The sequence below is a fragment of the Streptomyces albiaxialis genome (genome assembly GCF_039530985.1).
In the GTDB taxonomy this organism is placed as follows: Bacteria; Actinomycetota; Actinomycetes; order Streptomycetales; family Streptomycetaceae; genus Streptomyces; species Streptomyces albiaxialis.
This window is the reverse complement of record NZ_BAAAPE010000016.1, coordinates 46,514-72,486: the sequence shown is the minus strand read 5'-3', so window position 1 is coordinate 72,486 and position 25,973 is coordinate 46,514. Positions and strand designations below refer to the sequence as shown.

Below are 25,973 nucleotides of genomic sequence, written 5' to 3'. Positions count from 1 at the left end.
CGTGCCGCGTGCCGCCCCAGTTGGGCCACCAGGCCCGCGGGCAGCCAGGGCTCGGCCGCTTCCGCGTCCGGCGACGTGGGACCCGGCTCGTCCTCCGGGTCGGCGGTACGGGCGAGGATCTCGGCGAGCGCGGGGCGCGCGTCCGCGTCCTTCGCGAGGCAGCCGGCGATCAGCGCGCGCAGCTCCTCGGGCACGCCCTCGATGTCGGGCTCCTCCTGCGCGATGCGGTACATCAGCACGTGCCCCGCCGTGTCCTCACCCCCGAAGGGCGTGCGGCGCAGCGCGGCGAAGGCGAGCACCGAGCCGAGGCTGAACACGTCGCTGGCGGAAGTCAGCCGTTCGCCCCTGACCTGCTCGGGCGACATGAAGCCGGGCGAGCCGACGACGGCTCCCGTCCGCGTGACATGCGCGCCCGCGACAGTCTCCAGCGCACGGGCGATGCCGAAGTCGATGACGCGGGGCCCGTCGATGGTCACGAGGATGTTCGAGGGCTTCACGTCGCGGTGGACCAGCCCGGCCTCGTGGACGGCGCCGAGGGCGAGCGCGAGCCGGTTGGCCAGGATGCGCAGCGTGCGCTCGGGCAGCGCCTCCTCGCGCCCCGCGACGGCCTCGTGGAGGGAGATGCCCGGGATGTAGCCGGTCGCGACCCAGGGCTCGTCGGCCCCGGTGTCCGCGTCCAGGACGGGCGCCGTCCACTCGCCGCCGACCCGGCGGGCCGCCGCGACCTCCCGCTCGAAGCGGCTGCGGAACTCCTCGTGCGCCGCCAGGTCGGGCCGGACCAGCTTGACCGCCACCGTGCGGCCCCGCGGCGACTGGGCCAGGTACACCCGGCCCATGCCGCCCTCGCCGAGCCGCCCCAGCAGCCGGTAGTCACCGATCCGCTCCGGATCCCCCGGGCCCAACGACCTCAACAGTGCTCACCCGTTCCGTAGTTGTTCACACACGAACGGCGATCCTACGGGGTTTCGCACGCCCGTTCAGGGGTGCGGCGCCGCCCTCCGGAGCACTCCCGAACGGCACGGCCCGCCCGGTCTGCCGGAAACCGTCTGGGCAGCGGCGGCGGAGCGACGTAGATTCGCGTGCGGACAGCCCAGGACAGGCCCAGGACAAGCCCAGGACAGGCCCGGTACAAGGCCGGTACGAGCCCGCACAGGCACCGAGGGAGTTCCCGCATGCCGGAAGAATCCGCACCGCGACAGCAGCACCCGGAGTACACGGCGCCGGAGTACACCGCGTCCCCCGCGGAGACCATGGCCGCCGTCGACTTCGACGCCTTCTATCAGGGCAAGCCCTTCGTCGAGGGCCTCGACATGGCCTTCGAGACCCCGCCGTGGGTCCTCGGCGAGCCCCAGCCCGTGGTCGTCGACCTGGAGAGCACGGGCGCGCTGAGCGGCCACGTCCTCGACGCGGGCTGCGGTACGGGCGACAACGCGCTCTTCCTCGCCTCGCGCGGCCACCGCGTCACCGGGTTCGACGCCTCGCCCGCCGCGCTGGACCAGGCCGGGAAGAAGGCCCGGGAACGCGGCCTGGAGGTCGAGTTCACCGTGTCGGACGCCACGCGGCTGGACGAGCTGCCCGACGGGGCGTTCGACGCGGTGCTCGACTCGGGGCTGTACCACGTGCTCGCGCCCGCGCAGCGCTCCGCGTACGCACAGGCCCTGAGCCGGGTCGTACGGCCCGGCGCCCGGCTCCACATGCTCGCGGCGGCCGACGCCGAGGGCCCCAAGACGCCCCTGCCGCCCCCGGTCACCGCCGAGGATCTGCGCACGCACCTGGGACCGCACTGGGACATCGAGCGGATCCGGCTGACGCGGTTCACGACCTCCTTCACCGAGGAGTCCCTGATCCGGATGCGCCCCGCCATCCGGGCCGCCTCGGGCATCGACGTGGACCCGGCCGCCGTGGAGTACGACGGCCGGGGCAGGCTCACCTCTCCGTGCTGGTACGTCCGCGCGTCCCGGCGCAGCGGTTGACGCCGGAGAGGACCGCGCGCACCGCGGCGGTCAGGACCGAGGTGTCCTGTCCGGCGCCCCAGCGGGTGACGCCGTCCACGCGGCACCGCGCGTAGGCGACGGCGGGGCTGCCGGGGCCCGTGGCGGTGGCGTGCTCGGCGTAGTCGAGGATGTCGGCGTCGAGGCCCGCGCCGCGCAGCGCCTCGGTGAACGCGGCGAGCGGGCCGTCGCCGACGCCCCGGCAGCTCCGCTCACGCCCGTCCTTACGCAGCGTGCAGGTGAAGTGGTGCTCGCCCGGGGCCGGTTCGGCGGCCTGCCACGCGGTCAGCGTGACCGGCCCGTCCCCGGCGGGGTCGAGGTAGGTGGCGCGGAAGAGGTCGGACAGCTCCTTGTGGGACAGCTCCCGGCCCGTCGCGTCCGCGACCTCCTGCACGGCGGCGGAGAAGTCGGGCCGCATACCCTGGGGCAGGTCCAGGCCGTGGTGCGTACGGAGGAGATGGGCGACACCGCCCTTGCCGGACTGCGAGTTGACGCGGATGACCTCCTCGTACGTACGGCCGATATCGCCCGGGTCCACGGGCAGGTACGGCACGGACCACGGCGCTCGTGCGGCGGGCACGCCCAGCTCCTCGGCCCGCGCGGCGTGGTGGGCCAGGCCCTTGGCGATGGCGTCCTGGTGGGTGCCGGAGAAGGCGGTGTGGACGAGCGTGCCGCCGTAGGGGTGGCGGGGGTGGACCGGGATGCGGTTGCAGTGCTCGACGGTCTCGCGCACCGTGTCGATGTCGGAGAAGTCGACCATCGGGTCCACGCCCTGGGCGTAGAGGTTCAGGGCGAGGGTGACCAGGTCGACGTTGCCGGTGCGTTCGCCGTTGCCGAAGAGGCAGCCCTCCACGCGCTGCGCGCCCGCCAGGACGGCGAGTTCGGCGCAGGCGACGCCGGTGCCGCGGTCGTTGTGCGGGTGGACGGAGAGGATGACCGAGTCGCGGCGTGCCAGGTGGCGGTGCATGTACTCGATCTGGTCCGCGTAGACGTTGGGCGTGGCGATCTCCACCGTGGCCGGGAGGTTGTGGGTCACCGGACGGTCCGGGCTCGCGTCCCACAGCTCGGTCAGGGAGTCGCAGAGTTCGAGGACGAAGTCGGGTTCGGTGAGGTTGAAGACCTCCGGGGAGAACTCGAACCGGGTCGCGTCGCCGCGCCGTTCCTCCACCCTGCGCGCCAGATGCTCCGCGGCGTCCTCCACGAGCCGCCGCACCTCGGCGCGGGAGCGGCCCAGGACGACGTCGCGCCAGGTGGGCGCGGTCGGCGTGTAGAGGTGGACGAGGGTGCGGGGCAGGCCTTCGAGCGACTCGACGGTCCGGTCGATCAGGTCGTGGCGGGCCGGGGTGAACACGGAGACGGTCACGTCGTCGGGCACGGCCCCCTCACGCGCGAGGTGGCGCACGAAGTCGAAGTCCGTACGGCTGGCGGACGGGTAGCCGACCTCGATCTCCTTGAACCCCATGGCGACCAGCAGGTCGAACATGCGGCGCTTGCGCGGGGTGTCCATCGGCTCGGCGAGCGCCTGGTTCCCGTCGCGCAGGTCGACGGGAACCCAGAGCGGCGCCCGCGTCAGCTCGCGCGCGGGCCAGGAGCGGCCGGCCGGGGTGCCTTCCTGGCCGTCGGCCAGGGGCAGGGTGACCCGCTCGCGCGCGGGCCGGTAGCGGTCGTGCGGCATCGCGCTCGGCCGCTGCGGGTTCCAGCGCGGCGCGTCGGCGGGGACGTCGCCGCGCGGGGTCCGCACGGTGGGAAAGGGAGTGGCCTTCGGGGTGGTCATCGCTGGGAGCTTCCTTCTGTCTGCCGTTCCAGGACCGGCGCAGCCCGGCACCCGCTGCGGGGAGCCGGTCGCGTCAGGCCCCGCAGCGGCAGCCGAGAAGAAGCAGCACGCGCGATGTCACGCGCCTACGGTAACCACACCTCAGGTCCTCAGACAACCTAAGGGGCTACGGGCGTCAGTCGCGCGGCATCCCCTCCAACAGGTCCGGGATCCCGATCGGCAGGGAGCGCACGCGGACGCCCGTGGCGTGGAAGACCGCGTTCGCGACGGCGGCGGATACCCCGAGCGGGGCGAGTTCGCCGATGCCCTTGGCGCCGAGCGGACTCGCGTACGTGTCGTGATCCTCGACGAAGAACACGTCCAGCTCGGGGACGTCGGCGTTCACCGGGACCGCGTACCCCGCGAGGTTCTTGCTGCGGAAGCGGCCGAACTCCACGTCGAAACGCGAGCGTTCGAGCAGGGCCTGGCCGAGGCCCCAGGTGAGGCCGCCGGTCATCTGGCTGCGCGCGGCGAGGGGGTTGATGATGCGGCCCGCCGCGTACGCGCCGGTGCAGCGCGCCACCCGGACCCGGCCGAGCAGCGCGTCGACCCGGACCTCGACGAAGACCGCGCCGTACGCGTGCACGGACATCGTGTCCTTGCGCCCGAGCCCGTCGCTGCCCTCCTGCGGGCCCCAACTCGCCTCGGCCTCGGCCTCCTCCGCGCCGCCCGCCAGCTTCTCCCTGACGGCGCGCGCCGCGAGCAGCACGGCCGAGCCGACGCCCATCGTCGCCGACGACCCCGCCGTCATGGAGGTCACCGGCAGCCGGGAGTCCCCGAAGACGACCTCGACGTCCTCCGGCCGTACGTCCAGGACCTCGGCCGCGACGGTGGCGAGCACCCCGGGCTGCCCGGTGCCGATCTCCTCCGTCCCGGCCTCGACCCGTACGCGCCCGTCAGCGGTGCGCCGGACCCGCGCGGAGGACGGCGAGCGGTGCGTCTCCAGGCTCAGCGCGGCCATCCCGAGGCCGACCAGCTCGTCGCCCTCGCGGGTGGCGCGCGGCTCGGGCGCGCGCCGGTCCCAGCCGAAGCGCTCGGCGCCGCGCTCCAGGCACGCGCGCAGCTCGTGCGTGGAGAACGGGGCGCCGGTGAGCGCGTCGCGCGCGGGCAGGTTGCGCAGCCGGAACGCGAGGGGGTCGAGGCCCGCGGCGTACGCCAGTTCGTCCACGGCCGACTCCAGCGCGAAGAGCCCCGGGCCCTCGTGCGGCGAGCGCATCGGCGTCGGGGTCGCGCGGTCGGTGTGCCGCATCCGGCGGCGCAGCTCGATGTGCGGGCCGGCGTAGAGCGAGGCGCAGGCGTCGGTGGTGGCCTCGGCGTACTCGTGGTGGCGCGAGGTGGCGTTGACGCTGTGGTGCCGCAGCGCGGTGAGCCTGCCCTCGGCGTCCGCGCCGAGCGTGACGGTCTGCCGGGTCTGCGGCTGGTGCCCGCACGAGGTGAACATCTGGGCGCGGGTGAGCGCCAGCCGCACGGCCCGCCCGGCGGTCCGCGCGGCGGCGGCGGTGAGCACCTGGTGCGGCCAGATGTAGCCCTTGCAGCCGAAGCCGCCGCCGACGAACGGGCAGACCACGCGCACCTGTTCGGCCTCCAGTCCGAACGCGGTGGCCAGCACGGCCCTGGTCGCCGAGACCGACTGCACCGTGTCGTGCACGGTGAGCCGGTCGCCGTCCCAGCGGGCGAGCGTCGCGGAGGGCTCGATGGGGCTGTGGTGCCGGTCGGAGGTCGTGTACGTGGCGCCGACGACCGTACGGGCCTCCGCGAGCCCCCGCGCGACGTCGCCCGTGCCGTGGTCGGCCGGGCCCATCATCGGCCTGCTCTCGACGGTGTCCTCGGCGTCCGCGAAGGCGAGCACGGGCCGGACGCCCTCGTAGGTGACGCGGACGAGGTCCGCGGCGTGCCGGGACCTCTCGCCGGTGTCGGCGAGGACGAGCGCGACGGGCTGCCCCTCGTAGCGCACCACGTGGTCCGTCATGGGCAGCACGCTCTGGCCCACGGCGCCCTCGTAGCGCAGCGGCGGCAGGTCGTCGGCCGTGAGCACGGCCGCCACCCCGGGCGCGCGGCGCGCGGCCGAGGCGTCGACGACGGCACGGTCCGCGCGCGGCACGGTCGCGCACACCATCGTGGCGACGAGGGCGTCACCGGCGGGCACGTCCGCGACGTACCGGGCGGTCCCGGCGAGCTTGGCGGGCCCGTCGGGCCGCCGCAGGCCCGCGACGGGCGGGGAGACTTCGGCGTTCACTGATCGCTCCCTTCAGGGGTGGTGCCGGAGGCGGCCCCGTGACGGCGGGCCGCGTCGCGCACCGCGCGTACGGCGGTACGGCGGGCCAGCTCGGCCTTGTACGCGTTGCTCCCGCCCGGCAGGGGGCGGGCGGCGGCGAAGTCCTGGGCCAGCGCCGCGTACACGGCGTCGCCGTCCTCCGGGTCGGCGCCGCGCAGCGCCTCCTCGGCGGCGGTCAGCCGCCACGGCCGGTGCGCGACGCCGCCGAGCGCGATCCGCGCGGTGGCCAGCGTGCCGTCCTCGACCTCCACGACGGCGGCGGCGGAGACGAGCGCGAACTCGTACGAGGCCCGCTGGCGCACCTTCACGTAGTGCGAGAGCGGCGCCGGGCCCGGCACCTCGACGGCGGTGATCAGCTCGTCGGACGCGAGGGCCGAGTGCCGCTCGGGCGGCGCCTGTTCGGGCGTGAGGTGGAACGCGGCGGCGGGGATCCGGCGCGGGCCGCGCGGGCCCTCGGCGAGGACGTCCGCGTCGAGCGCGGCGAGCGCCACGGCCAGGTCGGAGGGGTGCGTGGCGGCACACTCCCCGGTCCAGCCGAAGAGCGCCTGCTCCTCGGTCTCTCCGGAGCTGAGCGCCGCGCAGCCGGAGCCGGGGGTGCGCTTGTTGCAGGGCAGGTCGCCGGTCTCGGCGCGGAAGTACGGGCAGCGGGTGCGCTGCTGCAGATTGCCGCCGAGGGTGGCCATGTTGCGGAGCTGCGGGGAGGCGGCCAGCAGCAGCGACTCGGCGAGCGCCGGGTGGCCGCGCACGACCTCGGGGTGCGCGGCCACCTCGCTCATCCGTGCCAGCGCGCCGAGGCGCAGCCCGCCACCGGGCAGCGGCTCGACGTCCCGCAGCGGCAGTGCCGTGATGTCCACGAGCCGCTCGGGGCGTTCGATGCCTTCCTTCAGCCAGTTGAGCATCTCCGTGCCGCCCGCGAGGAGCCGGGTGCCGGGCTGCTCGCGGAGCGCCGCCAGCGCCGCCTCGGTGTCGGCGACGGACGTGTAACCGAACTCCTTCACCGTGCCTCCCCCTCCGCGCCCTCCGCCGTAACTGCCGCGACCTCCGCGACGGCCGCGCGGATCTGCGGATAGGCCGCGCACCGGCACAGGTTGCCGCTCATCCACTCGCGGATCTCCGCTTCGGAGCCCGCGTGGCCCTCGCGTACGCACGCGATGGCCGACATGAGCTGGCCCGGGGTGCAGAAGCCGCACTGGAAGGCGTCGTGAGTGTGGAACGCCTCCTGCATCGGGTGCGGCGTCCCGTCGGACGCCGCGAGCCCCTCGACGGTCGTCACCTCGCTGCCGCGCGCCGATGCGGCGAGCGTGAGGCAGGACAGGACCGCGCGGCCGTCGAGGTGGACGGTGCAGGCGCCGCACTCCCCCCGGTCGCAGCCCTTCTTCGCACCGGTGAGGCCGAGCCGTTCGCGCAGCACGTCGAGGAGCGTGGCCCGCACGTCGCAGTCGGGCACCTCGCGTTTCTCGCCGTTGACGGTCAGGAGCAGGGGCAGTTCGCTGTGAGTGGACATGCCCTCGTCCTACACGCTGGAGTCCGCTCCAAGGCAAGACCGCCCTCCCGGCCCCCGTGGCTCAGGTCGGCTCCGCGTCCCGTGCCCGTACGCACGCGAGCAGCCGTTCCTCCGCGTCGGCGCCCGGCGCGACGCCCGGCAGCCGCCACAGGAACACGGCGCCGACGAGCCACCAGCCCGCCACGATCAGCCACTCCTCGGGCCAGACGAGCGCGGCCTTCATGCCCGGCAGGTAGAGCACCCCGAGCGCGAGACTCGACGCCAGCGCGGCCACGCCGGTCGCCGTGCCCGCCGGGGTGCGGAACGGGCGTTCCATCGCGGGCTCCCGGCGCCGCAGCGCCAGGAACGACAGGACCACGACCACGTAGCCGACGACGATGTTGACGCCGCCCGCGTTCACCAGCCACTCCAGCATCGACTGGCCGAACAGCGGCGCGAGCGCGGAGAGTCCGCCGACGACCAGCACCGCGTTGCCCGGCGTGCGGAAGCGCGGGTGCACCCGGGCGAACCAGCGGGGCAGCATGCCGGAGGCCGCCATGGCGTACAGCAGGCGGCTGCCGCCGATGAGGAACGCGTTCCAGCTCGTGAGGATGCCCGCGACGCCGCCGAGGACGAGGACCTTGCCCATCGTCTCGCTGTCCCACAGCGCCGCCATCGCGTCGGCCGACGCCAGGTCTGCCGTGGCCAGTTCGCGGGGGCCGAGCCCGGAGCCGACGGTGAGCATGATGAGCGCGTACCACGCGGCGGCGCAGCCCACGGAGAGCACCAGCAGCTTGCCGACCTGCCGGTACGGCAGCTTGATCTCGGCGGCGGACTGCGGGATGACGTCGAAGCCGACGAAGAGGAACGGCACGGCGACCAGCACGCTGAACACGCCGTCGGCGCCGCCCCTGAAGAAGGGGCGCGCATTCTCCGCCGAGCCGCCCGTGAGGGCGCCGACGAGCAGCAGGACGCCGACGCCGAGGAGGAAGAGCACGGCGACCGTCTGGAAGACGCTCGCGGGCCGGATCCCCAGATAGTTCAGGACGGTGATCACGACGGCGGCGCCGGTGCCGACCGCGGCCCAGGAGGCGTGCACGTCGTAGCCGCTGACCGTCCACATCCGGCCGGCCAGCATGTCGGGGAAGAGGTAGAGCAGGGTCTCGGGCAGCGCGACGGACTCGAACGCGGCGACGGAGAGATAGCCGATGACCATCGCCCACGAGGCGAGGAACGCGCCGCGCGCGCCGAGCGCCCGGAGCCCGTAGTGGTGTTCGCCGCCCGCGTGCGGCATCGCGGAGACCAGTTCGGCGTAGCAGAGCCCGACCAGCGCCACGACGGCGCCGCCCACGCAGAACGCGAGGGCGGCGCCGCCGGGGCCCGCGTCGCCGAGGAAGTCGGAGGTGAGCACCACCCAGCCGAAGCCGATCATGGCGCCGAAGGCGAGTGCCAGGACGTCGCCCCGGCCCAGGACGCGGAGGAATTCGCCGCTCTTGGTCATGGGTTCAGTGGAGCGCACGGGCCGGGTGGGGTGCCAGACCCGTGCCGTGACGCACGTGGGGAGATTCGGGGCGAGGGGGTGTCCCCTACAGCGCCGCCAGCTCTCCCAGGACGCGGGCCGAGGGCTCCACGTCGATCAGCCACTTGAGGTGGCTGCTCTTGAGGGTGCGCACGTCGTACGGGTTGTCCGGCGTCAGCTCGTCGCCCTCGCGGATGAGCCGGTCCTGCATCGCGAGCGGCATGCTCGCGTCGCCGTCCAGGCGGACGAACGTCCTCGGGACCGTGCCCCAGGTGTCGGCCCGCGCCCGGTCGGCGGAGGTCCCGGCGTCCAGGTTCTCGTCGGGCTGGAAGGTGTTGAGGAAGGTCAGGAACTCCTCGTCGGTGGCGTCGCCGAGGAAGGCCTCCTTGACCGCCGCGAGCGCGGCCGGGTCGGCGGTGCGGAAGTTGGTGCGCAGATGGCCCAGCTCGGCCGGGTTCCCGGCCATCGCCGGGGCGAGCGCGGCGACGTCGACCGAGGCCATCTCGGGCTCGGCGTAGTAGTCGTTGACGTCGAGGGCGACCGGGCACCAGGCCGAGACGTAGACGAGGCGGTCGAAGAGGTCCGGGCGGGCGTTGGCCGCCGCCGTGAGCGTGATGCCGGCGCGGCTGTGGCCGACGACGATGACGGGCCCGTTCCGCTTGGCCCTCTCCAGTACGCCGTTGAGGTACGCGGCGTTGTCGGCGAGCGTGACGTCCTTGATCGCGCCGGGGGCCGTGGCGAGTGCCGCGAGGTCCTGCGGCGCCTGGTAGGCGGGCGGGTAGGTCGCGGCGAAGCCGTGGCCCGGCAGGTCGACGGCGACCGAGCGGTGGCCGAGGAGGCCGAGTTCGGCCTGGAGCGGCGCGAAGGAGAAGGAGTTCGCGAAGGCTCCGTGGACCAGGACGAAGGTCGGCTGCATCGAGCTGCTCGCTTCCTGTGCAAGGGTGAACGCGCGAACAGCCCCCGTGGCGCCCGCGCGCCCACCCTACCCAGCGGCGATCATTCGTACTAGTTTCCGCTTAACGTCCGTGCCCTTGATCGTCCGAGGAACGCACGACCATCGCGGAGCCGCCGCCCCGCCGGTCGGTCTCGGCAGCCGCGCGCCACCTGCCGTCGGGCAGCCGCTGCACGCCCGTGGCCGCGCCGATCTCCGGGGCCTCCTTGAACTTGTGGCCCAGCTCCTCCAGTTGCTTGCGCACCTTCGCGCTCATCAGCTCCGGCTCCATCTCCGTCCGCTCGGCGTTGCGCTGGCTGGCGCGCGGCGCGGCGATGGCGTCCACCAGGGGCATGCCCCGGTCGAAGTGGTTGGTGAGCGTCTGCAGCACGGTGGTGATGATCGTCGCGCCGCCCGGCGAACCGAGCGCGACGACGGGCTCGCCGTCCTTCAGCACGATCGTCGGCGACATCGACGAGCGCGGGCGCTTGCCGGGCCCGGGCAGGTTCGGGTCGTGGACGCCGGGGCTGGCCGGGGCGAAGGAGAAGTCGGTCAGCTCGTTGTTGAGCAGGAACCCGCGCCCCGGCACGGTGATGCCGCTGCCGCCGGTCTGCTCGATGGTGAGGGTGTACGCGACGACGTTGCCCCACTTGTCGGACGCGGTCAGATGCGTGGTGTTCGGGCCCTCGTACGTCGTCGGCGCGGCCTTGTCACCCGCCTCGCAGTCCTCCGGGTCGCGCGGGTCGCCGGGCGCGAGGGGGCTGGTGAGCGCCTTGTCGTCGTCGATCAGGCAGGCCCGCGAGTCCGCGAACCGCTGCGAGAGCAGGCCCTTGGTCGGCACGTCCTCGTGCGCCGGGTCGCCGACCCAGCGGCCCCGGTCGGCGAACGCGATCCGGCTCGCCTCCAGGTACCGGTGCAGGTACTGCTTCTCGCTCATCCCGCGCAGATCGCTCTTCTCCAGGATGTTCAGCGCCTCGGCGACGCTGGTGCCGCCGGAGGACGAGGGCGCCATCCCGTAGACGTCCATGCCCCGGTACGCGCTCTTCGTCGGCGCCTGGTCGCGGGTGCGGTACGCGCTCAGGTCCTTCGCCGTCATGTCGCCGGGCCGGACCTTCCGTTCGGCCCCGGGCGCGACGGGCGGCTTGCGCACGGTGTCGACGATGTCCTTGCCGATCGCGCCGTGGTAGAGGGGCTTGGTGCCCTTCCGGGCGAGTTCGTCGTACGTACGGGCCAGGTCCGGGTTCTTCAGGGTGGAGCCGACCGCCGGGGGCTTGCCGCCGGGGAGGAAGAGCTTCGCGGTGGCGGGGAAGTCCCGGAACCGCTCCTCGTTGTCGGCGGTCTGCTCGCGGAACGTCTCGTCGACCGTGAACCCGTCGCGGGCGAGCCGGGTCGCGGGCGCGAGGGTCTGCCGGAGCGACTTCTTGCCCCACTTGTCCAGCGCCCGGTCCCAGGTCGCGGGCGTGCCCGGCGTGCCGACGCCGAGCCCGCTGGTGACGGCCTCGTCGAACGGGACGGGCTTGCCGTCCTCCGTCAGCAGGTCCTTGTCGGCGCTGAGCGGTGCCTTCTCGCGGCCGTCGATCGTACGGACCTTCTTGGCGCGGGCGTCGTAGTAGACGAAGTACCCGCCGCCGCCCACGCCCGCCGAGTACGGCTCCGTCACGCCGAGCGCGGCGGCGGTGGCCACGGCGGCGTCCACGGCGTTGCCGCCCTTCTTCAGGACCTCGATCCCGGCGGCGGAGGCGTCGGGATCGACGCTGGAGACGGCGCCACCGTGGCCGGTGGCGACGGGGGTCTTGGCCGGGGGTTCCGTCCTCGGGCCCTCCTCGGCGGCGGGCGCCGCCCCGGTGAGCGCGGCGACGGCCGCGAGCGTGACCCCGGCGCCGAGGGCCCGGCGCGTCCCGCGGTGCCGGAACCCGCGCAAGCTGGGTGTGCCCATGTCAGACCTCCATCAACACATCGGCGAACCCGCGCAGCCTAGCTGCGAAGAAGTGGCGCGCAAAGCGCGAAACCCGCACCATTCGGCGGGCCGCCGGGGCCCGGAGCAGCACCCCGGGCAGCGGCGGGCCACCCGAGGGCCTACTGTGCGGCGGCATGGATGAGAACCTGCGCGAGATACTCCTCGGCGTCCTGGCCGCGGGGATCACGGCAGCCCTCGGCTGGTTCGCCCGTACGTACCTGTGGCGGCGCAAGCAGCTCCGCAAGCAGCGCTTCTTCGGGCTGCCCGACAACTCCGAGTGCCTGCTCGTGGTCAACCGCGACCCCGCGACGAGCGAGTGGTCCGTCCAGCGCAACGACGTGTTCGCGCTCCTGGAGCTGTCCGCGCTCATCAAGGACTGCGGCGCCCACGCCGATGTCGTCCCGCAGGACGGCGCGCAGCAGGGCTTCGGCGAGCGCACCGAGTTCTGCCTGGGCGGCCCCACCTCCAACCGGAGGATGGCCGCGCACCTCCAGTCGCTGCTGCCCGGAGTGCAGATCAACATGGAGCGGGAGCCGGGCCCCGACAGGTCCGCGTTCACCATCGGCGGCGAGCGCTACCGGCTGGAGCACGGCACCGCCGAGTACGTGCTGCTCGCGCGGCTGACGGCGGGCCAGACCGGCGACAACGTCCGCCCCGTCTTCCTCTTCTGCGGCCAGCGCGGCGTCACCAACCAGGCCGCGACCCGCTATCTCGCCCGCAACCACGTCAGGCTCTCCCGCAAGCACGGCCAGCACGGCAACTTCTGCCTGCTGCTGAAGGTCGTCAACTCCCAGGCGTACGGCCCGGACGTCGTCGAGCTGGTCGCCGATGTCACCCGCGCCGCGACCACGCCGGTGGCCCCCGCGAACGGCGGCCGCAGGGGCGCCCACCGGGCCTAGGGGGTGTCTGACAAATGCCCGCGGCGTCGCGGTGTCTGGCACGCACGCTCGCGGCGTTGCCGAAACGCCCTAGTAGCTCCGCTACGAGGGCGCTCCGGCGCCTTGCGATCGCACGCACCAGACACCGCTCCTTCTCCCGCGCTCATTTGTCAGACACCCCCTAGCGGGCGGCGGCCGTGCACTCCTTCGCGCCCCGGCACTCGCTCAGCGCCTTCGCCCGCGCGGCCAGCTTCCGGCGGGTGTCGGCGGACAGTTCGTCGTAGACGTTCCGGAGCTGGTGCGGGTCCTTCGTCCGGTCGTAGAACTCGCGGGCCCCGTCGGCGTACTCGACGTACGTGGAACGGGCGGTCCTGACCGCCTCGTACGTCGGCGGGTTGCCGCTCCCCCGCGCCGGGCGGTCGGGGTCGCGGGCCGAGGTGTTCGGCCCGTGGTGCTCGACCAGGGCGGCGCGGGGCCAGTCGTCGGGGGTCTCGCCCTTGAGCAGCGGCACGAGGCTGCGGCCGTCCACGTCGGCCGCGGGCCTGCCGCCGCCCAGCTCGGTGAAGGTGGGCGCCAGGTCGATGTTGGAGACGACGGCGTCGCTGGTGCGGCCCTCGGGCACGCCGGGCCCGGTGACGACGAGCGGGACGTTCACATCGGAGTCGAAGGCGGTCTGCTTGCCGGGCGTCAGCCGGTACTGGCCCATGTGGAAGCCGTTGTCGGAGCCGAAGACGAAGACGGTCTCGTCGAGGACGCCCTCCTTCTCCAGCCGCTCCCGCAGGTCGCCGACCATGCGGTCGACCGACTGGACGGAGCGGATCCGCTTGCGGTGCAGGCGCGTGATCCGCTGCTTCTCCCGCTCGGCCAGCGGCTTCTCGCCCTTCAGCCAGTCGGGCGCGTCCTCGGGGAGCCGGTCGAAGGAGGGCGGCCGGGGCAGCGGGACGTCCCGGAACTTCCCCCTGTCCTCCGGCGCCGGGGTGGCGGGCCCGTGCGGCGTGAACGTGGAGATGTCGAGCACGAACGGCTTGCCGTCCCCGGCGGCGTCGGAGATGAAGTCCTGGCCCTTGCCGCTGACGACGTCGGTGAGATAGTCCTCGGGCTTCTTCCCGTAGCGGACCTTCTTCCCGTTCTCGTTGAGCGTGTAGTGATACTCGGGGTAACCGTTGCCCGCCACGCGCCAGTCGTCCCAGCCCGGCGGCACGTAGTCCTTCTCGCCGCCGACGGTCATGCCCGGCTGGTAGCCGTTGAGGTACTTGCCCATCATCGCCGTGCGGTAGCCGCGCTCCTTCAGGGCCGTGGCGAAGGTGCGCTCCTCGTTCTTCCTCCGGTGGAAGACGTCGAAGCCCCCGTCGGGCGGCTCGTTCGTGAAGACGCCCGTGTTGTGCGGGTACTTGCCGGTGAAGATCGAGGAGCGGGAGGGGCAGCACAGCGAGTCGGTCACGGTGTAGTTCGCGAACGACATGCCCTGGTCGCGCATCTTCCGGACCTGCGGCATGTACCGCACGAGGTCCTCGGACAGGTCGTCGGTGAGCACGAAGACGACGTTCGGCCTGCCCTTCGACCCGGAGTCCCGGGAACCCCCGGAGCCTCCGGAGTCCCCGGAGTCGTCCGACCCGCCGCCCCAGCACGCCGTGCACACGAGCGCCAGCACGACGGCCACCACCGTCATTCCACGTCCCTGCCGCATCTCGACGACCGTACGCGCGGGGACCTAAAGGGAGCCTCAGCGCACGCCCGGCGCGCCCGGCATCGTCGAGCCCGCCTCCGGCGGGGCGACGGCCTGGGCGGTGACCTTGACGCTGCGCCGCTCGCGCCGCGCGACCCAGGTCGCGAACCAGGAGAGCAGCATGCAGAGCCCGATGTAGATCGCGGAGATCACGATGACGACGGGGATGAACGGCATCGTGTAGTCCATGTTGATCGCGATCAGCCGCCCGGCGTGCAGGAACTCCTCGTAGGTGATCAGGAAGCCGAGCGAGGTGTCCTTCAGCGCGACGACGAGCTGGCTGATGATCGTCGGCAGCATCGCCCGAACGGCCTGCGGCACCAGCACGTGGACCATGACCTGCGTCTTGCGCAGCCCCAGCGCGTACGCGGCCTCGCCCTGGCCCCTCTCGACGGAGAGGATGCCGGTGCGGAAGACCTCGGCGAGGACCGAGCCGTTGTAGAGGGTCAGCCCGGCGACGAGCGCGGGCAGCGGCTGGACCTGGAGGGCGACGAAGATGAAGAAGATCATCACCAGCACCGGCATGGCCCGGAAGAACTCCACGAGCACCGTGCTGACCCAGCGGACCGGGGCGTGCTCCGAGAGCCGTCCGGCGGCGAGGACCGCGCCGAGCGCGAGCGAGAGGACGGCCGCGAAGGCGAAGGCCTTGAGCGTGTTGCCGAGCCCCCGCAGCAGCAGCTCCTGGATGCCCGCGTAGGTGAACGGGCGCCACTTCACGCCCGAGAACTGGCCCGTGTCGACAAGGAGATAGATCACCCATCCGGCGAGCGCGAGCAGCGCGGCCGTCGCCAGCAGCCCGTAGGCGAGGTGCCGGGCCCTCGCCTTCGGCCCGGGGATGTCGTAGAGCGCGGAGCCGCTGGTCTGGAGCGAGCGGGCGCGGCGGGGCGCGCGGGGCGAACGGGCGGGGCGTGCGTGTGCGGTCATCGGGCGACTCCCCAGCGCCGCTCCATCGCGTGGAAGAGCGCGCTGATCGCGAGGGTGAGGATCAGATAGCCGAGCGCGATCCAGACGAAGGACCAGATCACGCTGTAGCCGTTCTCGTTGAGGGTCTTGTACGTGCTCAGCAGCTCGGTGACGCTGAACGAGCCCGCGATGGCGGAGTTCTTGGCGAGCGCGATGAGGGTGGAGCCGATGGGCGGGATGACGGTGCGGAAGGCCTGCGGCAGCACCACCGTGCCCAGGGTCTGGCCGAAGGTCATCCCGAGACTGCGCGCGGCCTCGCCCTGCCCGACGGGCACGGTGTTGATGCCCGAGCGCACGGCCTCGCAGATGAACGACGAGGTGTAGCAGCCCAGCGCGAGCACCGCGAACAGCTCGAAGGGCAGCGCGATCCCGAACCGGGGCAGGCCGAGCAGCATCGCGAAGAACAGCAGCGTCAGCGGGGTGTTGCGGAGCACCGTCACCCAGGCCGTGCCGACGACGCGCAGCGCGCGGACCGGCGCCACCCGGAATCCCGCCATGATCACGCCGAGCGCGAGCGCGAGCAGCGAGGCGTAGACGGTCAGCCGGATGGTGCCGAGGAATCCCTCGCCGTAGAGCGAGAAGTTGTCTGTGAGGACGTCCATGGGGCCTCAGCTCGTCAGGGAGCGGTCGATGCGGGGAGGCTTGGGGGCCGGCACTCCGGAGAGGCCGAGCGTGGCGTCGTAGGCGCGCTTCCAGTCGCCGTTCTTCTGGCGGGCGGTGATCGCCTTGTCGAGCGCGCGGGCGAGCGCCTTGTCGGGCTTGGGCACGCCGACGCCGTAGGGCTCGGTGGAGAACGCCTTGCCGACGACCTTGAGCTGGGCGGGGTCCTTGGACGCGTAGCCGAGCAGGATCGTGTCGTCGGTGGTGACGGCGTCGACCTGGTCGTTGAGGAGGTTGTCGACGCAGATCGCGTAGCTGTCGTAGGCGACGGCGGTGGCCTTCGGGTAGTCGGACTGGATGCGCTGGAGCGGCGTCGAGCCGACCGCCGAGCAGATCTTCCGGCCCGCCATGTCCTTGGGCCCCCTCAGATCCTTCTCGCCCGTACGGACGAGCAGCTTCTGGCCCGCGATGTAGTACGGCCCGGCGAAGCCGACGAGTTTCTTGCGGCCGTCGTTGATGGTGTAGGTGCCGACGTAGAAGTCGATCTGGCCGTTCTGGAGGGCGGTTTCCCGGTTCGCGGAGGCGATGGCCTTGTACTGGATGTCCTTCTCCGGGTCGAAGCCGAGGGAGGCGGCGAGCATCCGTGCGATCTCGATGTCGAAGCCGGAGTACTCGCCGGTCGCGGGGTTCATCTCCCCCATCCCCGGCTGGTCCTCCTTGACGCCGATGGTGAGATGGCCGCGCCGTTCGGCGCTCCTCCAGGTCGGGGACGAGGGGAGGGCGAACTCCTCGGTCACGGAGTAGCGGGGCAGCTCGCGCGGCTGGGGCCCGCGCGCGGGCGGGGAGCCCGACCTGCCGCAGCCGGTGGCGGTGAGGCTCAGGACGAGCGCGCCCAGCAGTGCGGCGGCGGCAGCGCGGTGCGTACGGAGTGGCACGGCTCTTCCCCTCAGTGCTTGAGGATCTTGGACAGGAAGTCCTTGGCCCGGTCGCTCTCGGGCGCCGTGAAGAACTCCTCGGGGGTGCGGTCCTCGACGATCTGGCCGTCGGCCATGAACACGACCCGGTTCGCGGCGGAGCGGGCGAAGCCCATCTCGTGCGTGACGACGACCATGGTCATGCCGTCCTGCGCCAACTGCTGCATGACCTCCAGCACCTCGCTGATCATCTCCGGGTCGAGCGCGGAGGTCGGCTCGTCGAAGAGGAGGGCCTGCGGGTCCATGGCGAGGGCGCGCGCGATGGCCACGCGCTGCTGCTGGCCCCCGGAGAGCTGCGCGGGGTACTTCTCGGCCTGGTCGGCCAGGCCCACCCGTTCGAGGAGTTCACGGGCGCGGCGCTCGGCCTCGTCCCTGTTCTTCCCGCGGACCTTGAGCGGCGCGAGCATCACATTGGCGAGCACCGTCTTGTGCGCGAAGAGGTTGAACGACTGGAACACCATGCCGACCTCGGTACGCAGCCGGGCCAGCTCCTTGCCCTCGGCTGGCAGCGGCTGTCCCGCCAGGGTGATCGTGCCCGACTCGACCGTCTCCAGCCGGTTGATGGTGCGGCACAGCGTCGACTTGCCGGAGCCGGAGGGCCCGATGACGACGACGACCTCGCCCCGGCCGACGGTGAGGTCGATGTCCTTGAGCACGTGCAGCGCGCCGTAGTGCTTGTTGACGCCGCGCAGCTCGATCAGCGCTTCCATAGAAACCATAGAAAGGGGAAAATATCCGCATCATCAGGGCACTTCTGGGATGACACGCAGTAAGGCAACACAACACGAAAGTGGCCCCCTTCTGGGCCTAGGTACGAAGGACGCCCCTGGGTACCTAGCCTGCTTGCCTGTCAGGCAGGTTGGGGACGCATGGGGAAAGAGGAACCCGGGATGGGAGACACGGGTGACACGAGGCCGGTGTATCAGCGGATCGCCGACGATCTGCGGCGGCAGATCGACGAGGGGACGCTGGCCGTCGGCGCCCGCATCCCGTCCCGCTCCGAGCTGAAGCGGGCGTACGAGGCGAGCGACCAGACCGTCGACCGCGCCGTGCGCGTGCTGAAGTCCGCGGGGTACGCGGAGGGGCAGTTCGGCCGCGGCGTCTTCGTCACGGACCGGGCCCCGGTCGGCACCCTGCTGCGCTCGACGGGCGCCGTCGACTCGCCCTTCGCCGCGCGGATCGCCGCGATGGGGCGCGAGACGGGCGCGGCGGTCGTCTGGGAGGCGACCTCGACCACGGCGCTGGCCCCCGAGCGCATCGCGTGCCGCCTCGGCGTCGATCCCGAGTCCCGCGTGATGTGCACGCAGTACGAGTATCTGGCCGACCGCCGCCCGGTGCAGCTCGCGACGAGCTGGGAGCCGCTGGAGATCACCGAGGGCACGGACGTCGTCTTCCCCGAGCGCGGGCCGTACGCGCGCAGGGGCGTGCGCGGGCGGCTCGCGGCGATCGGGATCCGCGTGGTGCGCGCCGTGGAGCTGGTGGGCGCCCGCCCCGCGACCAGCCCCGAGGCCGAGTCGCTGGGCTGTTCGCCCGGCCAGTGCGTGACGGCCGTGGAGCGCACGCACTACGACGAGGACGGCCGCGCCGTCGAGACCTCCGACATCGTCGTCCGCGCCGACCGCTGGCGGCTGGAGTACGGCATCACGTTCGCGGGCTGACAGGCCGGCAGGCCGACGTACGCACGTACGTACGCCGGTTCGTACCCCCTTCCGCACATCCACCGGTGCCGCCCGCGCGAACACCGGGGGAAGGCCCTAGCGGCACACACCGGAAGGAAGGGCAGGAACCCATGGCCGAGCAGAGCAAGATCGACGTTTCGCGGCTCTCCGAGAGCGAGCTGGAGGGGATCCGCAACGATGTGCTCCGCGCCCTCGCCGAGCGGGCCCGCTCCGGCGGGGTGGAGAGCATCCTGTACGACCGGCACGGGAGCGGTCACTCCAAGAACACGCACAAGCCCACCGAGTCCAACCCCTCGGCGGCGTGAACCGTGCCCGGCAGGCCGTCCCGCGCGGAGCACCCGTCGCCCGAGCAGGCGCGGCCTGCCGGGCTGGAGTGGATCGTCCTCAAGATCGCTCAGCGCTGCAACCTCGACTGCGACTACTGCTACGTCTACAACCGGGGCGACACCTCCTGGCTCACCCGCCCCACCTACATCTCCGACCGCGTCACGCGCCGGCTCGCCGAGCGGATCGCCGCGCACTGCCGGGACCGGGGCCTGACCGAGTTCGTCGTCGAACTGCACGGCGGCGAGCCGCTGTTGCTGGGCCGACGGCGGATGCAGCGGCTCATCGACACGCTGCGCGGCATCTGCGCCCCCGCCCACGTACGCGTGATGTTGCAGACCAACGGGCTGCTGCTGACCGGTGACTGGCTCGACCTCTTCGCGCGCAACGGCATGACATTCGGCCTCAGCCTCGACGGGCCGCCGGAGATCGCCGACCGGCACCGCGTGCTGCGCGGCAGCCACGAGGGCACCACCGAGCGGCTGCTGGACACCGTGGCCGCCCTGCGCGCCCAGGGCCCGCTCTTCGACGAGCTGCTCGGCGGGGTGCTGTGCGTGGTCGACCCGGCGGCGCACGGCGGCGAGCTGGTGCGCTGGTTCGCCGACCAGGGCTTTCCCGACATCGACTTCCTGCTCCCCGACGGCAACCGCGTCAACCCGCCGCAGGGCTGGACGGGGCCCGAGCCGTACCGCCGCTTCCTGCTGGAGGCGTTCGACGCCTGGTACGGCGGGGGGCCGCGGGCCGCGCGCGTACGGCTCTTCGAGCTGATGATGCTCAGCCTCCTCGGCCGCGGGAACAGCCTCGACGCGCTCGGCGGCGACCTGAAGGGCCTGTGCGTCGTGGAGTCCGACGGCTCGATCGGCATCAGCGACGTGCTGCGCATCTGCCTCGGCCCGTACGCGCACGACTCGCTGAACGTCTTCGACCACCCGCTCGACGCGCACGCCGGGCACTACCGCCTCGACGAGCTCCAGCGGCCGTGCGCGACGTGCCTGGCCTGCCCGCACTTCACGAGCTGCCAGGGCGGCTATCTCCCGCACCGGTTCGACGGCACCTCGTTCAGCAACCCGTCCCTGTACTGCGAGGCCCTCTACGCGCTCTCCGCGCGGATGACCGAGGCACTGGAAACCGACCTCCCGGCCGCCGCCTGGCAGCCGGAGGCCGCCTGACCCATCACGGGGGAACTCATGTCCGACCGCTTACGCTGCCTCGCGATGCCGGGGCCCGACTTCGACACGGCGCTGGCGGACGCCGTCGTCGCGACGCACGCCGAGGGCGTCACCGCCGCGTTCCTGCTGCGCCACGGCGCGGAGCTGACCGCGCGCGGCGACGGCCTCGCGCGGGCCGTCTCCCCGCCCTGGCACGTCGACAACGCCTTCGACACCCTGTGGAACCCGGCCGTCGGCGCCGTCGAACGCCTCCTGGAGACGGGCGAGGGCGATCCCGTGGCCGTCGCCGAGGGACTCGCCCGCTGTCTGCGCCGCGCGGGCGGTTCGCCGGAGCCCTTCGGGACCGACGGGTCCGTGCCCGTCAACGGGACGTCCCTGCGGCTGCTCCCCGAACGGGCGGTCCGCGCGCAGCTCGCCATCGAGGACGACTTCCACTCGATCGTCACGTTCCCCGAACCCACCAAGGAGCTGGCCCAGGGCTACGCCGACGCCATGGACCTTCTGCGCGAGCGGGCCCCGCGCTGCGCGCGCTGGGTGCTGCGCGTCCTGCGCGCGCTCGTGCCCTGCGACAGCGGCACCTCCCGCACCCGCAGCAGCAGTTGGCGCGAGGCCCCCGGCACCGTCCTCGTCTCGGTCTCGCCGGACCCGGCCGAGGTCGCGGAGATGCTGGTCCACGAGGCGTGCCACCAGTACTTCTACCTGGCCCGGCGGCTGGGGCAGGTGGTCGATCCCGCCGACACCCGGGAGTACCACTCCCCCGCCGTGGGCCGTGCCCGGCCGCTCGACAAGGTGCTGCTCGCCTTCCACGCCTTCGGGAACGTCCGCCTCCTGCACGAGGAGCTGGGCACCCCCGGCGTCCTGGACCGGATGCGCCGCGACACGGAGGCGCTGGCCGCGCCGCTGCGCGGCAACCCCTCGGTCACCCCGCTCGGCCGCGCCCTGACCGACCCGCTGCTGGAACGGCTGGAGCGGCTGGAGCGGCTGGAGCGGCTCTCATGAGGCTCACACTGGACGGCACGGCGGACCTCCTGCGCTGGGAGCCCGCGGCGCAGGCGGCGGCCGCCGACGAGGTGGCCGCGTGGCGCTCGACGTACGAACGGCGGCTGGAGGAGCGGTTCGCCGAGCGCGCCGCCGCGCACCCGGAGGCGTACGAGGCCGTGGCCCGCGCCCTCGGCGTCCTCCCTCCGCCGGTCCGCACGCGCTTCCTGCGCGCCCCCTCCGTCGCCACGCTCGTGCTGCGCGACAGCGGCGGGGCGGAGACCGACGCGGCGCTCCTGGAGGAGGCGCTCGCCAGGGAGCTGACGGTGACCGGACTGCTGGCCCCGCCGCCGAACGGGCGCACGGTGTGGAACGTACGCGGCGACCGGTCCCTGCCCGAGGGCCCGGACGTGCCGCGGGCGCGGGATCCACTGCCGGGGCTGGACGTCGCGGTCGACACGGCGAGCCCGTTCCGCTTCCCCGACGGCGCGTTCGGCCTGGCGGGCGGCACGGTGCCGTACGGCGAGGAGCGGCTGGCGACCGTCGTGGAGCGGATGCGCGGCGCCGCCCGCGTCCTCACCGGGCTCGGCGCGCCCGCCGCGTACGTCGAGGCGTTCGCCCAGGTCGTCGCGGTGCGCCAGGAGCCGGAGGGCGCGCGGCGGTTCCACTCCAGCTCGTTCTCCGGGCTGGCGGGCTGCTGCCGCCTGACGAACGCGCACCTGCCGCACGTCACCCCGGCGCTGCTCGCCGAGGCGCTGGTGCACGAGGCCACGCACGGCAGGCTCTATCTCTACGAGGAGCTGCGCGAGCCTTTCCTGCGCCGCGCCGACGCCAACGACCGTGCCGTGACCTCGCCTTGGACGGGCGCCACGATCCGGCTGCAATCGTTCCTGCACGCGTGCGCCGTCTGGTACGCCGTGCACTGGTTCTGGGTGCGCGCCCGCGACGCGGGCCTGTGCGAGGAGGCCGAGGCCGACGCCCGTACGGGCCTCGCGCGGGACGGGTTCCGCCGGGACCCCGCGGGGTCCGTCCTGCGCGCGCACGCGGGGGTGCTGACCGGCAGCGCCCGGAGTCTGCTGGAGCAACTGCGCGCCGCGACGGCCGCGGTGGTGACGGACTGACACCGGGGGCCCGGGGCGGGCGCGGCGCGTCAGCCCGCCGGGTCGCGCCAGCCCTCGCTCGCCTCCGCGTAGACCTGCGAGAGTTCGGGCGAGCCGGTCTCCGCCCAGTTCGCGCCCGCCTCCAGGACGTCCAGTTCCACGCCCGAGGGGAGGCGGACGACGGGCTGTCCGTCGGGCCACTGGCGCCACTCGGCGCCGGGGACCGTGCGGACCAGGACCGTGCCGAGGTAGAGGCCCGCGTCGCTGCCGAGCCAGGGGACGATCTCGGGGTCGTCGCGCCAGCCGGGCAGGAGTTGGTCGAGGGCGCTCAACGAGTCGGCCGTGTCGTCCAGTTGCACCCCTTCTCCCCGGGCGTGCTCACGGAGAAGCTCGCACTCGGAGAGGAGCTGCGCCGCGCTCTCGGGGTCGCTGGAGAGCGCGTCGGTGAGAGCCGCGCCGTCCGTCTCCCCCCGCCGCTTGAGCCAGTTGTCCAGAAAAGGGATGTGCATGCTGTTCAGCGTGGCATCCGTACCGGCCTCGCCACCATAGGGCGCGCTGTGCGTAGCGTGCGCGGTCTGCGTCCGCTTGCCCCGTTGGACACCTTGACGTCGCTTTGCCGCCTCCCTACTTTCACTCCGCCTCGGTCGAATCCGGGGTGCGCACAAGGATGTTGATGTCCCACGAGAGGGCGAACGCGTGCACAGACGTCTCTGGACAAGCTCCGTCACGGTCCTGGTGGCCGTCACGGCGACGGCGGTCCCCGCGCTGGCGGGCACCGCGACCGCGCGGGACCGAGGACCCGACGGGCCCGGCAGCGGGTCCGCCGCCACCACCGAGCCGCTCCCTCTGGAGCGGCTCTTCGACAATCGGGGGGTGAGCGACGACGCCCGGCCCGGCGCGGCCGATCTCGACGGCACCGGGCGCTCCCTGTCGGCGCGGGACCTGCGCGCCGCGGGCTGGTCGCCCGGCGCCCGGCTGGACCTCGACGGGGCCTCGCTGCGCTGGCCCGACCGGCGCCCGGGGCAGCCGGACAACGTACGGGCCGACGGGCAGCGCGTCCGGCTGCGCGGCAGCGGCAACGCCATCTCCTTCCTCGTGGCGGCCAGTTCGCCCGACGGCCCGGCGGGCCCCGTGCGCGGCACCGGCACGGTGCGCTACAAGGACGGTTCGCGCTCCTCGTACTCCCTCACCGCGGACGACTGGCGCGGCGGGCCCCTGGCGACCAAGGCCGTGGCGCTGCCGCACGTCAACACGCGCGACGGCGGACAGCTCGCCGAGAAGGCGAAACTGTACGCGGTGACGGTGCCGGTCAAGCGCGGGCGCGCGGTCTCCTCCGTCGAACTGCCGCGCGACCCCGGGCCGCGCACCGATCTCCATGTCTTCGCGGCCTCCGTACGGCGTGACGCGGCGGGCTGGGCGGGGAGCTGGTCGGCGAGCACCGGCGGCTACACGGGCACCGGGATGTGGCGGGACCAGACGCTGCGGCTCGTGGTGCACACCTCGGCGGGCGGGCCCCGGGCCCGGATCCGGCTGGAGAACACCTTCGCGTCGGCGCCCGTACGCATCGGGCACGCGTCGATCGCCGTACGGGGCGAGGGCGCGGCGACGAAGGGGAAGCCGGTGCCGCTGCGGTTCGGCGGACGCGAGGGGACACGGATCCCGGCGGGCGCCCAGGCGTTCAGCGACCCGGTGGGTTTCGACGTGCCGCCGGACACCGATCTGCTGGTCAGCATCCACCTCCCCGACCCGGTGGAGGCGGCCCCGGTGCACAGCGAGGCCATCCAGCGCTCGTACCTGAGCGAGAGCGGCAGCGGCGACCGTACGGGCGAGGCGGGCGGCGGCGCCTACACCCGGGAGCTGACGATGTGGCCGTTCCTCACGGGCGTCGACGTCGGCGGCCGTCAGGGCTCGGTGGTGACGCTCGGCGACTCGATCACGGACGGGGTCCGCTCGACGCAGGGCGCCAACCGCCGCTGGCCGAACGTGCTGGCGCGGCGCCTCCTGGACCAGTCCCCCGGCAGCGGCGCGCCCCGGTACGGGGTGCTCAACCACGGCATCTCCGCGAACCGGGTCGCCTCCGACCGCTATCCCGGCGACGGCGTCTCCACCGACACGGCAGGCGTCAGCGCGCAGAACCGGCTGGAGCGCGACGTGCTGGGCCAGACGAGCGCCCGTACGGTCGTCGTCTTCGAGGGCATCAACGACGTGCGCTGGGGCGCCTCGGCGGACGAGGTGATCGCGGGGCTGCGCGCGATCGCCTCACGGGCGCGCGAGCGCGGACTGCGGGTGATCGTGGCGACGGTGACGCCCTGCGGCGGCTACAAGGACTGCTCGGCCGAGGTCGACGCGAAACGGCAGGCGGTGAACGCCTTCATCCGGGACAACGGGGGAGCCTTCGACGCCGTCTTCGACTTCGACGCCGCCGTACGCGACCCGGCCGCCCCCGAACGGATGCGCGCGGAGTACGACTCGGGCGACCATCTGCACCCCGGGGACGCGGGGCTGAAGAGGCTCGCCGACTCGATCGACCTGCGGAAGCTGTGAGTCGGGCACGGCGGTCGAGGCCGGCCGGAGCAGGGCGGGCCGCCCCGTCTCAACTTGCGCTCAGAACTCCGTGAACTCCTTGCCGCCGCACCGCCCGCGTCCGCGGAGACCGGCGCGGCGGCAGGGTGCAGCAAGCCGAGATGGTCCAACAAGGAGTCGGCGGTCACCGCGTACAAGGCGACTCAGAACACGTACGCCATCAGAACCGGCCCGCACGCGGCGGCCGCGCCGGTCACCTCCCGCCCCGCCCCGCTCACACCTCCAGGTCCACGACCACCGGCGCGTGGTCCGAGGCGCCCTTGCCCTTGCGGGCCTCCCGGTCCACGTAGGAGTCCTTGACGGCGGAGCCGAAGGCCGCGTTCCCGAAGACCAGGTCGATGCGCATGCCCTTGTTCTTGGGGAAGCCGAGCTGGCGGTAGTCCCAGTACGTGAACGGCACGTCGTACTTGAGCGCGCGGGGGTGGACCTCGGCCAGGCCCGCGTCCTCCAGGGCTGTCAGCGCGGCGCGCTCGGCGGGCGTGACGTGGGTGGCGCCGTCGAACAGGGAGATGTCCCAGACGTCCTGGTCCGTCGGCGCGATGTTGTAGTCCCCCAGGATCGCGAACGGCAGCGCGCCCGGGGCCGACTTCGCGGCGGTCTCCTTGAGGGCGGCGAGCCACTCCAGCTTGTACGCGTAGTGCGCGTGGCCGACCTCGCGGCCGTTCGGCACGTACACCGACCAGACGCGGACGCCGCCGCAGGTCGCCGCCGCCGCGCGGGGCTCCACCGCGCCCTCGTACTCCGGCGCGCCCGGCAGGCCCACGACGGGGTCCTCGACGCCGACCTTGGAGAGAACGGCGACCCCGTTCCACCTCCCGCCCGCGTTGACCACCGACTCGTAACCCAGCTCGCGCAGGGCCTCCTCGGGGTACGCCTCGGGGGCCACCTTCAGCTCCTGGAGGCAGACCACGTCCGGCTGCGCGGACGAGAGCCACTCCAGCAGCCGCGGCAGCCGGGCGGTGATCGAGTTGATGTTCCAGGTGGCGATACGCATGGAGGGTCCTTGTCGGGAGAACGGGCGGCACGCCAT

The 25,973-nt window shown here is 73.2% G+C and carries 23 protein-coding genes; 8 read left to right on the top strand and 15 right to left on the bottom strand.

Translation table 11 applies throughout. The annotated features are described in order from the left end of the window. Nucleotides 1-911, bottom strand: a 911-nt coding sequence (locus tag ABD343_RS31820; RefSeq protein ID WP_344533195.1) for a serine/threonine-protein kinase, incomplete at its 3' end; no start/stop codon positions are given. Between the two features lie 261 nt (nucleotides 912-1,172). Here ABD343_RS31820 and ABD343_RS31815 point away from each other — a divergent pair. Further along, nucleotides 1,173-1,973: a class I SAM-dependent methyltransferase gene (locus tag ABD343_RS31815; protein WP_344533193.1), complete on the top strand. Its 801-nt coding sequence runs from the start codon at nucleotides 1,173-1,175 to the stop codon at nucleotides 1,971-1,973. Here ABD343_RS31815 and leuA read toward each other — a convergent pair. From leuA to ggt, 7 genes are all read right to left on the bottom strand, one after another. After that, nucleotides 1,927-3,765, bottom strand: coding sequence for a 2-isopropylmalate synthase (gene leuA / locus ABD343_RS31810; RefSeq protein ID WP_344533192.1), 1,839 nt, complete (start codon nucleotides 3,763-3,765; stop codon nucleotides 1,927-1,929). The genes ABD343_RS31815 and leuA overlap by 47 nt on opposite strands. A 175-nt stretch (nucleotides 3,766-3,940) precedes the next feature. Continuing rightward, entirely contained in the window at nucleotides 3,941-6,040 is a 2,100-nt protein-coding gene (locus ABD343_RS31805; protein WP_344533190.1) for a xanthine dehydrogenase family protein molybdopterin-binding subunit, read from the bottom strand. After that, on the bottom strand, nucleotides 6,037-7,077 hold the full coding sequence (locus ABD343_RS31800) for an FAD binding domain-containing protein (RefSeq protein WP_344533188.1): 1,041 nt from the start codon (nucleotides 7,075-7,077) through the stop codon (nucleotides 6,037-6,039). The genes ABD343_RS31805 and ABD343_RS31800 overlap by 4 nt, the downstream gene beginning before the upstream one ends. Next, nucleotides 7,074-7,583: a (2Fe-2S)-binding protein gene (locus ABD343_RS31795; RefSeq protein ID WP_344533186.1), complete on the bottom strand. Its 510-nt coding sequence runs from the start codon at nucleotides 7,581-7,583 to the stop codon at nucleotides 7,074-7,076. Before ABD343_RS31795 ends, ABD343_RS31800 begins: the two co-directional genes overlap by 4 nt. Before the next feature lie 61 nt (nucleotides 7,584-7,644). Beyond that, on the bottom strand, nucleotides 7,645-9,063 hold the full coding sequence (locus ABD343_RS31790; protein WP_344533184.1) for an APC family permease: 1,419 nt from the start codon (nucleotides 9,061-9,063) through the stop codon (nucleotides 7,645-7,647). An 85-nt stretch (nucleotides 9,064-9,148) separates the two neighbouring features. Then, the gene (locus ABD343_RS31785; protein ID WP_344533183.1) at nucleotides 9,149-9,997 is read right to left on the bottom strand and encodes an alpha/beta fold hydrolase; all 849 of its coding nucleotides are present in this window, start codon (nucleotides 9,995-9,997) and stop codon (nucleotides 9,149-9,151) included. Nucleotides 9,998-10,097: 100 nt separating this feature from the next. Beyond that, nucleotides 10,098-11,948 (bottom strand): gamma-glutamyltransferase, encoded by a 1,851-nt coding sequence (gene ggt / locus ABD343_RS31780; protein ID WP_344533181.1) that lies wholly within the window; start codon nucleotides 11,946-11,948, stop codon nucleotides 10,098-10,100. Between the two features lie 155 nt (nucleotides 11,949-12,103). Between ggt and ABD343_RS31775 the strand changes: the two genes are divergently transcribed. Next, nucleotides 12,104-12,868 carry a hypothetical protein gene (locus ABD343_RS31775; RefSeq protein ID WP_344533179.1) on the top strand — a complete coding sequence of 255 codons (765 nt, stop codon included), beginning with the start codon at nucleotides 12,104-12,106 and terminating at the stop codon, nucleotides 12,866-12,868. 160 nt (nucleotides 12,869-13,028) lie between these two features. On the opposite strand, the gene ABD343_RS31770 is transcribed toward ABD343_RS31775, so the two are convergent. The 5 genes from ABD343_RS31770 to ABD343_RS31750 are packed head-to-tail and all read right to left on the bottom strand — an operon-like array spanning nucleotide 13,029 to nucleotide 17,820. Continuing rightward, nucleotides 13,029-14,534, bottom strand: coding sequence for a sulfatase family protein (locus ABD343_RS31770; RefSeq protein ID WP_344533177.1), 1,506 nt, complete (start codon nucleotides 14,532-14,534; stop codon nucleotides 13,029-13,031). Between the two features lie 36 nt (nucleotides 14,535-14,570). Further along, the gene (locus tag ABD343_RS31765; RefSeq protein WP_344533175.1) at nucleotides 14,571-15,497 is read right to left on the bottom strand and encodes an amino acid ABC transporter permease; all 927 of its coding nucleotides are present in this window, start codon (nucleotides 15,495-15,497) and stop codon (nucleotides 14,571-14,573) included. Next, nucleotides 15,494-16,138 carry an amino acid ABC transporter permease gene (locus ABD343_RS31760; RefSeq protein ID WP_344533174.1) on the bottom strand — a complete coding sequence of 215 codons (645 nt, stop codon included), beginning with the start codon at nucleotides 16,136-16,138 and terminating at the stop codon, nucleotides 15,494-15,496. Before ABD343_RS31760 ends, ABD343_RS31765 begins: the two co-directional genes overlap by 4 nt. Before the next feature lie 6 nt (nucleotides 16,139-16,144). Then, nucleotides 16,145-17,071, bottom strand: a complete 927-nt coding sequence (locus tag ABD343_RS31755) for a glutamate ABC transporter substrate-binding protein (RefSeq protein ID WP_344533173.1) — start codon at nucleotides 17,069-17,071, stop codon at nucleotides 16,145-16,147. An 11-nt stretch (nucleotides 17,072-17,082) separates the two neighbouring features. Continuing rightward, on the bottom strand, nucleotides 17,083-17,820 hold the full coding sequence (locus tag ABD343_RS31750) for an amino acid ABC transporter ATP-binding protein (RefSeq protein WP_425578326.1): 738 nt from the start codon (nucleotides 17,818-17,820) through the stop codon (nucleotides 17,083-17,085). A gap of 180 nt (nucleotides 17,821-18,000) precedes the next feature. Between ABD343_RS31750 and ABD343_RS31745 the strand changes: the two genes are divergently transcribed. From ABD343_RS31745 to ABD343_RS31725, 5 genes are all read left to right on the top strand, one after another. After that, nucleotides 18,001-18,768 (top strand): GntR family transcriptional regulator, encoded by a 768-nt coding sequence (locus ABD343_RS31745; RefSeq protein WP_344533171.1) that lies wholly within the window; start codon nucleotides 18,001-18,003, stop codon nucleotides 18,766-18,768. Nucleotides 18,769-18,899: 131 nt separating this feature from the next. Next, nucleotides 18,900-19,094, top strand: coding sequence for a hypothetical protein (locus tag ABD343_RS31740; protein WP_344533170.1), 195 nt, complete (start codon nucleotides 18,900-18,902; stop codon nucleotides 19,092-19,094). A gap of 3 nt (nucleotides 19,095-19,097) precedes the next feature. Continuing rightward, complete coding sequence (locus ABD343_RS31735) at nucleotides 19,098-20,282, top strand: radical SAM protein (RefSeq protein ID WP_344533169.1); 1,185 nt, start codon at nucleotides 19,098-19,100, stop codon at nucleotides 20,280-20,282. A gap of 18 nt (nucleotides 20,283-20,300) precedes the next feature. Beyond that, nucleotides 20,301-21,281, top strand: a complete 981-nt coding sequence (locus ABD343_RS31730) for an aKG-HExxH-type peptide beta-hydroxylase (RefSeq protein WP_344533168.1) — start codon at nucleotides 20,301-20,303, stop codon at nucleotides 21,279-21,281. Continuing rightward, nucleotides 21,278-22,381 carry an aKG-HExxH-type peptide beta-hydroxylase gene (locus ABD343_RS31725; protein WP_344533167.1) on the top strand — a complete coding sequence of 368 codons (1,104 nt, stop codon included), beginning with the start codon at nucleotides 21,278-21,280 and terminating at the stop codon, nucleotides 22,379-22,381. Before ABD343_RS31730 ends, ABD343_RS31725 begins: the two co-directional genes overlap by 4 nt. A 29-nt stretch (nucleotides 22,382-22,410) precedes the next feature. On the opposite strand, the gene ABD343_RS31720 is transcribed toward ABD343_RS31725, so the two are convergent. After that, nucleotides 22,411-22,869: a DUF6278 family protein gene (locus tag ABD343_RS31720; RefSeq protein ID WP_344533166.1), complete on the bottom strand. Its 459-nt coding sequence runs from the start codon at nucleotides 22,867-22,869 to the stop codon at nucleotides 22,411-22,413. A gap of 187 nt (nucleotides 22,870-23,056) precedes the next feature. Between ABD343_RS31720 and ABD343_RS31715 the strand changes: the two genes are divergently transcribed. Continuing rightward, nucleotides 23,057-24,904 (top strand): SGNH/GDSL hydrolase family protein, encoded by a 1,848-nt coding sequence (locus tag ABD343_RS31715; RefSeq protein ID WP_344533165.1) that lies wholly within the window; start codon nucleotides 23,057-23,059, stop codon nucleotides 24,902-24,904. Nucleotides 24,905-25,157: 253 nt separating this feature from the next. On the opposite strand, the gene ABD343_RS31710 is transcribed toward ABD343_RS31715, so the two are convergent. Continuing rightward, entirely contained in the window at nucleotides 25,158-25,937 is a 780-nt protein-coding gene (locus ABD343_RS31710; RefSeq protein WP_344533164.1) for an exodeoxyribonuclease III, read from the bottom strand. Nucleotides 25,938-25,973 lie beyond the last annotated feature (36 nt).

Bases quoted from the DNA above. Each gene is read 5' to 3' on its own strand.
- ABD343_RS31815 (WP_344533193.1), top strand. From the start codon at position 1,173: ATGCCGGAAGAATCCGCACCGCGACAGCAGCACCCGGAGTACACGGCG.
- leuA (WP_344533192.1), bottom strand. From the start codon at position 3,765: ATGACCACCCCGAAGGCCACTCCCTTTCCCACCGTGCGGACCCCGCGC.
- ABD343_RS31795 (WP_344533186.1), bottom strand. From the start codon at position 7,583: ATGTCCACTCACAGCGAACTGCCCCTGCTCCTGACCGTCAACGGCGAG.
- ABD343_RS31790 (WP_344533184.1), bottom strand. From the start codon at position 9,063: ATGACCAAGAGCGGCGAATTCCTCCGCGTCCTGGGCCGGGGCGACGTC.
- ABD343_RS31785 (WP_344533183.1), bottom strand. From the start codon at position 9,997: ATGCAGCCGACCTTCGTCCTGGTCCACGGAGCCTTCGCGAACTCCTTC.
- ggt (WP_344533181.1), bottom strand. From the start codon at position 11,948: ATGGGCACACCCAGCTTGCGCGGGTTCCGGCACCGCGGGACGCGCCGG.
- ABD343_RS31775 (WP_344533179.1), top strand. From the start codon at position 12,104: ATGGATGAGAACCTGCGCGAGATACTCCTCGGCGTCCTGGCCGCGGGG.
- ABD343_RS31770 (WP_344533177.1), bottom strand. From the start codon at position 14,534: ATGCGGCAGGGACGTGGAATGACGGTGGTGGCCGTCGTGCTGGCGCTC.
- ABD343_RS31765 (WP_344533175.1), bottom strand. From the start codon at position 15,497: ATGACCGCACACGCACGCCCCGCCCGTTCGCCCCGCGCGCCCCGCCGC.
- ABD343_RS31760 (WP_344533174.1), bottom strand. From the start codon at position 16,138: ATGGACGTCCTCACAGACAACTTCTCGCTCTACGGCGAGGGATTCCTC.
- ABD343_RS31750 (WP_425578326.1), bottom strand. From the start codon at position 17,820: ATGGAAGCGCTGATCGAGCTGCGCGGCGTCAACAAGCACTACGGCGCG.
- ABD343_RS31745 (WP_344533171.1), top strand. From the start codon at position 18,001: ATGGGAGACACGGGTGACACGAGGCCGGTGTATCAGCGGATCGCCGAC.
- ABD343_RS31740 (WP_344533170.1), top strand. From the start codon at position 18,900: ATGGCCGAGCAGAGCAAGATCGACGTTTCGCGGCTCTCCGAGAGCGAG.
- ABD343_RS31730 (WP_344533168.1), top strand. From the start codon at position 20,301: ATGTCCGACCGCTTACGCTGCCTCGCGATGCCGGGGCCCGACTTCGAC.
- ABD343_RS31725 (WP_344533167.1), top strand. From the start codon at position 21,278: ATGAGGCTCACACTGGACGGCACGGCGGACCTCCTGCGCTGGGAGCCC.
- ABD343_RS31720 (WP_344533166.1), bottom strand. From the start codon at position 22,869: ATGCACATCCCTTTTCTGGACAACTGGCTCAAGCGGCGGGGGGAGACG.
- ABD343_RS31710 (WP_344533164.1), bottom strand. From the start codon at position 25,937: ATGCGTATCGCCACCTGGAACATCAACTCGATCACCGCCCGGCTGCCG.